We start from the raw sequence: 8,495 nt of genomic DNA, 5'->3' as shown, positions 1-8,495 counted from the left end.
TAACCTTCTTTAAGATTTACCCCTACTTCTTTAGCAGCTTCCATCTTAAATTTATCTAATCCAGCCTTAGCCTGTGGATACAATACTCTATTTCTTGTCATATAAATTACCCCCTCTTTAAATAATATTAATTTTCATTTGCTATTATCCTTTACATTATTATAAGAAGTATTCATAGTAATCGATGGATATTTTAATATAATAAAGTAAAAAAGGAGTATTATCTCACTGAATAATAAATAAACTATTTGATATAATACGAACTTTACCCATAAATAAGAAACGCAAAGGCAGGATGTGGAATCCAGATTACCTTTGCGTTTAAAAACTAGCTCCTTATAAATAAGCTAATATAATATTATTATTACTATATATTTGTAATTATGTCATTAGTTCTAATTTAAATAGTTTTTAACTTCTTATAAGCGAAAAATAACTATAACTATAGTATCAAAGAAGCCAACCCCTGACATTAGTATACATGAGCTTTTATTATAGTATAAATTTCTTCAAGAAGAGGACAGGGCAAATAATAAAAATTAATATTGAATGCCTTTGATCGGTTAAGGCTAAAAGATTTTTTATATTGAATCTACATTATTAGCTTTTTTAAAAATGAACTCAACTTTTAGACCTAATATTCTTAACTTAAGCATCTTTTGATCCAAAATCACAGTAACTAATTAGCTAATCCTATTTTGTAATATTAACTTGTCAGCTACCGTTGCTATAAATTCTGAATTAGTTGGTTTTCCTTTTTCATTACTAATAGAATACCCAAAAATTTTATTAATAGTTTCTACTTGACCTCTACTCCATGTAACATCTATTGCATGCCTCATTGCTCTTTCCACTCTACTAGCAGTAGTATTAAATTTTTCACCTATCAATGGATATATTTTTTTTGTAACTGATGATAAAAGATCGATATCATTCACTAACATGTTTATTGATTCTCTTAAATACATATAGCCTTTTATATTAGGAGGCACTCCAATTTCATGCATAATATATGTTATCTGAGCGATCATGTCAACTGGTTGCTCTTTATTGATTTTAATCTCAGTATTATCAGGATAAGTAGATGTTTTTTTAAAATCATCGCTACATATAGTGTTATCTGATATATCTCTTATTCTTTTAACCAATACTTCCATGTCAAAAGGTTTTAAAACATAATAATCTGCTCCTAGTGATATGGCTTTTTGGGTTATTCTCCTATGACCAACTGCTGATAAAATTATTATACGAGGCATTGGGTTTAAATTCATTGTATTTAACCTCTCTAAAACCCCCAAACCATCGAGAATAGGCATAATCATATCGAGTACTACTAAATTAGGCTTTTTTTCTTCAATCAACTTTAATGCTTCTAATCCATTATTTGCAATTCCAGTGACAATAATATCTTTTTGACCTGATAGATACTCATTAAGAATATTAGAAAATTCCTTATTGTCATCAGCAATTATTACGTTTATTTTCGACTCCTGCATATTTGCAATCTCCTTTACATCTCAGTGATATATACTAATATTTATAAATCTGTATATTTTTTGTGTTTATGCATTCATAAGAGGGACGATTATAGTCAAGTGGTAAATTAAATGTCCCTACTTTAAGGCAACATACACGTGCATTTTGACGATATAAAAAATGATTGTCTATAAAAAAATTTAATCATCTTTCTAATAGGAGAACGCTAACTATTAGAATAACAAAAAGAGGTTAAAAATCATGTATGAGCTTTTAATACAATAGTAAAGAGCATTTGATTTAATAAAATTAATTCAATGAAATAAACTATAATGAGCATAAGATTTTAATTGTTATTTTTATTTATGTAGCCCATCATCATCATCATTACAGCTATAAAAATAGCTAGGACTGCTGTTGTAAAGAATTTATTCGGTATAATATAAGACATTACGCTCAATAAAGAAGTTGTGACTACAGAAAGGTATTTGAGTTTCTTTCTTCTTTCTTTGCTTTTTATTCTTTTATTTATATTATCAACAGGCGAAAAAAAGTATATAAGTAAAACAGAACTAATCAATAATGGTATTGATGTAATGATATTTATTGTCATATATTTTCCAAAAATAATAATTACACAGAAAGTTATAAAACTAATAAAAAAACATCCCCAATATGTTTTTGCATGGTAACCACCTGAAAATAATCTTATTGGACAAAAAAATATAAAAATAACTACATAGTATTTTTGAAGTGAAAATAAATAGAATATAATATAATATGGGATAATCTTAGTAATTTCATCAAATAAACAAACCAATCCATATTCCATTTTTTTAAGTTCTAGATCTGTAAATCGTGAATTTGTTTCTGATATTGTTTTTACTAAATACCTAATTATTTTATTCATTGATTTATCCTTTTATATTTGAAATTTAACTAAAAATTTGGTTTCTTCTGACATCCTTTCTACAGAAATGTTTCCATTATTATGCTCGACTAATTGTCTAGTAATATATAATCCATACCCATGATCACTATTTTTCTTAGTTTTTGTGGAATACCCCTTTTCAAAGATTTTGTTTATTATTTCGTCAGGAATACCATCTCCATTGTCTGCTATTTGAATACAGAAATGTTTATTATCTAAAAATGTAGTAATAGACATTTCTTTTTTTTCATCCAATGATTTTACCCTTAATGCCTCAAATGAATTATCTATAATATTACTAATTATACTTATTAATTCATCCTCCTTAATTTTTAGTAAACTAAAAGATTCATCAATTAGTACTTTGAAATCTATTCTATTTTGCTTTGCATAGTTGTTTTTTATTGATAATAAACCATCTATATAATCATTTCCAGTATCTAAGTAACTAAATGATAAGTGAATTATGTCTGAAAGTTTTGATACGTATTCGTTTATTCGCTCAACGGTATTTGGCTTGTTCAAACAACATAATGCTTGTATAACATTTATATGATTAGCATAATCATGTTTTTCTTGTCTAATAATACTAATTATTTCTTCCATATTAGAGATTTGGTATTCTTGAACTTTATATTTACTGTTTATATTTATTACTTTTTCATTTTCTTTTAAGTACATAAATGCTATTATTGAGAATGTAAAAAATAAACTAAATATTAATATATCATATGTTTTGTTATTCTCAATATTTAAAACATTGAATATCAGAATGTATATAAATAAATCAAAAATTCCTATTTCTATTAAAAATACAGAAAGAAGAGATTTTTCTCTATTAAATAGTTTGATTTTATTAGAAAATATATTATATTTTATGAGAATCATTGTAACAAGTATCTGTAGCGCTTTGCATCCAACTATAAAAATAAGTCTATACTTAAAAACAGTAAGAATTTGATTTAATTCCACCTTAAATACAAACATTTCAATAAATTGAATTAAAGTTTCCGTAGTAAAGATTATTGCAAAAAACAAAGAAAATATAATAGTAGAGGAATAAAGATTTATTCTTGTAATGAAGGTTAATAACAATATAGAAGTAACTATTACAATCAATGTATGATACACATTATTAGTAACATAATGTGTACTTAGATAAGTTATAACAACATATATTATACAAAACAACAACATTTTGATTTTATTTTCAATAATATAATTCTTTTGGTTTGTTAATGAACTAAAAATTCCTAATAATATTAATGATTCTAAAGCATCCAGTATTATTTCTATAATCATTTTTATCTTCCTCTCAATAAATTATTGACTCCTTTGTATTACTTCTGTCAATTAGACATATAATTTTTTTACAAAAGAGTCAATACTTTTACTTTAAAAATTCGTCACGACATTTAGGTTCATGTGAATTAATAAGTGATGCTGGCATAATAGCTACATTTCCAAAGAACAATGCTAAGCATCCTATTATGGTCATGCTTGCACAAATTATTTTTTTCACTTTAATTCCTCCCTTTTTATAGATCTAATGATTAAGCTTACCCAAATAAGCTCTAAAATATATATTCTACATAACTTTACATATTCCTTTATAATAAGTATATATTTACAATTTAAAAATTCACACCAGTAACAGGTCAACTTAGTTATATTAATACTTATGAATACAAGTTAATTTTGAACATTAAAAGGAGCCTTTAGGCTCCTTTGTTAATTTTATACAATAAGTTATTAACTTTAGTCTAATAATTTATTATATTGATTCAGTAGCTCATCTAGCTTTTGGCTAAGTACTACTAATTTGGGGTCAGCTAATGCCTCATTCGCGTCTAATAGAGCATAAATTAAAAATTTGACTTTTTCTATTTTTCGCTCTATTTCTTCCCTTTGTGTCATACTATCCCTTCTTTCATTACCAATTATAATAAAAACAGGAATGTTATTACATAACTAATTATTTAGACATGTAGAAAATATACTTTGATAACCATTCTGTTACAAGAGTAGCATCTTCAGTTGTAGGTTCATAAAATTAAAATACTCTCTAATCTGAGATTTATGGTTATAATAAGTTCTGCTGTTCATATCATAGTTTTCAAAAGAATTTCCTGTTACTTGGACTCACTTTGCAATATACTCTACTACTTGTTTAGGTATTTCATTTTTAAAATTGGAGAACGTTGCTTCATACTGAAAGAATTTTAATACTATAGGAAAACCAAGTCTAGTTTCGCCCGAATTATTTCTGATAAGTGACATATCATTAGGCATAATTGTAAACTGCTCAACTAAATCTTCTAATTCCCAATTTCTTTTCATATTTATTGCCCCTTAAATATTTTATAATCTGACATAACTATAGCGTACATAGTATAAACAATATAGTAAAATAAACGGCCGTTTATTTTACTACTTTCTTCTTTTTGATAATAACAAATATAAGCCATTTACAAGGTAAATAAACTTAGTAAATAAATCAAAGTAAACCTATTTACAAGTATGACCATTTAGTTTACTATAAGTATAAGTAAAAGGGGTAATGTAAATGGTATTTGGATATGCAAGAGTAAGTACAATAGAACAAAGTTTGGATAGGCAACTTGATGTTTTAAAATTAGCAGGAGCTGAAGAAATAATTCAGGAGAAGATTACAGGAACTAAGGCAGATAGACCTGGATTAAATAAGTTATTAGGTAAATTAAGAAAAGGTGATGTTATATTAATATCAGATCTTACAAGATTAAGCAGAAGTACAAAGGATTTATTTAACCTGGTGGAATTAATTGAAAAGAAAGGTACTAATATTAAGAGTTTAAAAGAAAGTTGGTTAGATACTACTACATCTCAGGGAAAATTAATGTTTACTTTTATGGCAGGAATTAGCCAATTTGAAAGGGACCTTATAAGTGAAAGGACAAAGGAGGGTTTAGCATCTGCAAGAACAAGGGGTAAAGTTGGAGGAAGAAAACCAAAACTAGATATTACTAAAAAGAAAGCTGTCTATGAACTATATCAACAAAAAAAAACAACAGTCAAAGATATATGTAGTATGTTTAATATTTCAAAGCCAACTTTATATAAATCAATAGAAGAAATAAGTAAAATAGTAAATTAAAAATACTTCAGAGAGTTTAAATCTAATAAATTTAATGGTATACATATTTGGTAATTCAAATTGTTAGATATTATGAATTAACTTGATCTATAAAAATATATCTACTGGGAGTGATAAGAATGAATAATATAATGCATGTCTTAAATCCAAATAGTCCAATACTTTATTTATTAATTGCTTGGTCAGTTGTCTGGAAGGGCATAGCTCTCTGGCACTCAGCTCGTAACAAACAACTAATATGGTATATTACGCTTTTAATAGTAAATACAGTTGGGATCCTTGAAATAATTTATCTCGTTTTCTTCAAAAAAAAAGAAATTTCTTTCATAAATTGTTCACCAACTAAAATAGGCAACAAGAGACCACTGAAAAACTGAAAATAGTTTTAAGTAGAAATATTAAAATAATAATGTTTAAATGTAAATAACTAGCTTAGCGTTGTAAATTTACGCTTTGCGATCACTACGCCAAGATTACGTTAAGAAGTAAGTTCATGCTAATATTAGGAATTTAGTGAAAATGACACGAGATAAAACTAATTGTAGTAAAAGACTCAGTGATTATATAATAATTAGTGATGAAAACGAAAAAGATTTAAACATAAAGTCAAAAATAAAAAGTTTAATAAAACAAGTAAAATGCCGTGAAATAACATCTTCACGACAAAAAAATTCATAATTTATATTGATGTTTTTTTGTTATATTAAACATTCCTAGTATTTATTTTAAAGAAGTATAAGCATTTTTTTTATTGAGGAAAAACATTCCACATAAGATAAATGATACTGACGAAAGGGCTGAATATAATATACCATATTTATTTCCTAATACACCAAATCCTCCTCCTAAACAAAGAAGAAATACATTCAAAATCTTTTTATTCTTGACTTAAATTACCTCCTATTTATTTAAATTAGTACTATTAATTACAGTATATTTTTATATGCAATATTATACATTTTAGTTTCAAATAGTTATGCCGTAAAATGAATAGGGTTGCTTTCAGATGTTGAGCCGACAAAAGCTATCACCATAAGTATATACTTAAATGATGATAGCTACGAAAATTGCTCTATGTCTGAAACAAACTATTGAACGATGCCGCGTTAACTTTTCTATCTAAAACTCATAAAATGAAAAACACACAATATCAAAAAATTAGTTATGTTGTATGCTTTTTGTATGTTAGATGATAAAATGCATATAAATTTTAATATGTATTAACATGAAAATCGCCAATACGAATATTATTAGAACCCCAAAGGCTAATAAAGTATCTCTCTTAATTAATTTATTATTCATATAATCTCCTCCTTAAAAATCCAATTATGATTATACACATTTCAAAGAAATAATTGGAAAAGGGTTGGTGTTATGTTACTTTTCTTAATACTATAAATACCTCCCTCGTTGATTAATTTCATAATATAAATATTCCATATATATACTTTATTTCCTCTTTTTTATAGATATTATTTATCATTACCCTTAAGTATATATAAATAAAAGCATTCAACTGATCATTCTGAAAATAATAAAAAAATGAGAGATATCCAATTTTTTCAAAATATTATTTTAAATGATGTTACTACTATAGGCGATAGCTATTGTGCGGAATTAATCTTATGTACAGTTAATGGTATAGAAACCGCTCTGATTAAGAAACATGATTCTGATATATTTTTTTAGTAAATGACTACAAAGATGTTTATAGACTAATAGGGGTAGCGCCAACATTTCCGACAAAATCCACTCTAAGACATAAAGTGGATATAAATCATGTTTTTTACCTACGCTAAGCCCTTAATATCCAAAAACAAGTACCATAAAGGTTATATTAGAATTGTTTTGATACTTTGTTTTTGGTAATAATTTTAGAACTAAAAATCATCTACAAAGTGACTATTTCTATGACTTTTATTTAAGTACCGAAAACGAAGGTTTGTGGAACTATATTTCTTAACGTGGGTTTTGTCGATTTAGTTGGCTCCACCCCACTTACAGAGGAATTTACTAAAAAAAGTCCAACGTAACACTTGCCTCACTAACAATAATTACATCAAAAAACAACTATTAAACTTATAACATCCAATAAAACTTAGCATTTTTGAAGCCTCCTCCTATGTTATACTCCGGTATTTCCAGTAGGACATACATTACAGTGATGTTTATCACACCTGTTACAATGATGTTCCTTACACTTATCTGAATTATTGTCACTACTATAATAGTAATTAGTTTTACTATTATCAGAATTGTGCCAATAAGAATAATTCTGACACTCTTTATAATTAATTTCATCTTTATGCAAAATTTGGCCTCCTCGCAGTTTCATCTTTATAAACTGCTATTATATGTTATTCAGATAAAGTTATATTGCTACAGTAGCTCCAACACTAGACATTCCAGTTACTCAAATAAAACAATGTTTACAATAGAAGTAACTATGTTTAGACTACCTGAACCTATATTCACGGGCGCACAATAAAAAGACACCTATTGTATGCCTTACCAATTAAGAAAAAAGAATAAAAAAATTCATTAGCCCTGGAGTGCTAATGAATTTTTTATATGAATTGTCAAAAGGTCATATTATCATGTTTAGCATATAAAACGAACTTTTACTATGTAAGGTTTATAGGACAAGTAATTTTTTAATAAAACTTTTCTTTAGAAACTGGAAGGGTATACAATATAATAGAAAATATTTGCATATAAATGATTTCATGTTGAGGTGAAAGAATGAAACATATTAATAATAAAAACAATTTTTATATAACAGCTAGGATAGTTATAATTTTAATTTTTATTGCTGTAATGTATTATTTTCGTTATGACATTAAGAACAAAATCTCCCTACGGTCGAGTAAAAACCCTTATGCCAAGCAAATATGATAATCTCATCGTCCTTTGATTATCATATTTGCATCACATTCTGGGCATAGAACAATA

At 26.4% G+C, this 8,495-nt stretch carries 11 protein-coding genes; 3 read left to right on the top strand and 8 right to left on the bottom strand.

The window, feature by feature from the left end; translation table 11 throughout:
• From KPL38_RS16950 to KPL38_RS16920, 7 genes are all read right to left on the bottom strand, one after another.
• The coding region (locus KPL38_RS16950) for a small, acid-soluble spore protein, alpha/beta type (protein ID WP_216290323.1) at positions 1–101 on the bottom strand (101 nt) is incomplete at its 3' end.
• A 582-nt stretch (positions 102–683) separates the two neighbouring features.
• A complete protein-coding gene (gene spo0A / locus KPL38_RS16945; protein ID WP_216290321.1) occupies positions 684–1,496 on the bottom strand; it encodes a sporulation transcription factor Spo0A in 813 nt (270 codons plus the stop codon).
• A gap of 326 nt (positions 1,497–1,822) precedes the next feature.
• On the bottom strand, positions 1,823–2,386 hold the full coding sequence (locus tag KPL38_RS16940) for an accessory gene regulator B family protein (RefSeq protein WP_216290320.1): 564 nt from the start codon (positions 2,384–2,386) through the stop codon (positions 1,823–1,825).
• A 12-nt stretch (positions 2,387–2,398) separates the two neighbouring features.
• Complete coding sequence (locus KPL38_RS16935; protein ID WP_216290319.1) at positions 2,399–3,709, bottom strand: sensor histidine kinase; 1,311 nt, start codon at positions 3,707–3,709, stop codon at positions 2,399–2,401.
• Positions 3,710–3,797: 88 nt separating this feature from the next.
• Positions 3,798–3,929 carry a cyclic lactone autoinducer peptide gene (locus KPL38_RS16930; protein ID WP_312884261.1) on the bottom strand — a complete coding sequence of 44 codons (132 nt, stop codon included), beginning with the start codon at positions 3,927–3,929 and terminating at the stop codon, positions 3,798–3,800.
• A 236-nt stretch (positions 3,930–4,165) separates the two neighbouring features.
• Positions 4,166–4,324: an aspartyl-phosphate phosphatase Spo0E family protein gene (locus tag KPL38_RS16925; protein ID WP_216290318.1), complete on the bottom strand. Its 159-nt coding sequence runs from the start codon at positions 4,322–4,324 to the stop codon at positions 4,166–4,168.
• Between the two features lie 225 nt (positions 4,325–4,549).
• The gene (locus KPL38_RS16920; protein ID WP_216290317.1) at positions 4,550–4,747 is read right to left on the bottom strand and encodes a DUF4158 domain-containing protein; all 198 of its coding nucleotides are present in this window, start codon (positions 4,745–4,747) and stop codon (positions 4,550–4,552) included.
• Between the two features lie 226 nt (positions 4,748–4,973).
• Between KPL38_RS16920 and KPL38_RS16915 the strand changes: the two genes are divergently transcribed.
• From KPL38_RS16915 to KPL38_RS16905, 3 genes are all read left to right on the top strand, one after another.
• Positions 4,974–5,543, top strand: a complete 570-nt coding sequence (locus KPL38_RS16915) for a recombinase family protein (protein ID WP_216290316.1) — start codon at positions 4,974–4,976, stop codon at positions 5,541–5,543.
• Positions 5,544–5,662: 119 nt separating this feature from the next.
• The gene (locus KPL38_RS16910; RefSeq protein ID WP_216290315.1) at positions 5,663–5,920 is read left to right on the top strand and encodes a DUF5652 family protein; all 258 of its coding nucleotides are present in this window, start codon (positions 5,663–5,665) and stop codon (positions 5,918–5,920) included.
• 142 nt (positions 5,921–6,062) lie between these two features.
• Positions 6,063–6,221 (top strand): hypothetical protein, encoded by a 159-nt coding sequence (locus tag KPL38_RS16905; RefSeq protein WP_216290314.1) that lies wholly within the window; start codon positions 6,063–6,065, stop codon positions 6,219–6,221.
• Between the two features lie 1,447 nt (positions 6,222–7,668).
• Here KPL38_RS16905 and KPL38_RS16900 read toward each other — a convergent pair.
• Positions 7,669–7,854: a hypothetical protein gene (locus KPL38_RS16900; protein WP_216290313.1), complete on the bottom strand. Its 186-nt coding sequence runs from the start codon at positions 7,852–7,854 to the stop codon at positions 7,669–7,671.
• Between the last annotated feature and the right edge of the window lie 641 nt (positions 7,855–8,495).

This window comes from Clostridium psychrophilum (assembly GCF_018861705.1).
GTDB classification, from domain to species: domain Bacteria; phylum Bacillota; class Clostridia; order Clostridiales; family Clostridiaceae; genus Clostridium_AD; species Clostridium_AD psychrophilum.
The sequence above is the reverse complement of the archived record's forward strand: the minus strand, read 5'-3'. Positions and strand labels throughout refer to the sequence as shown.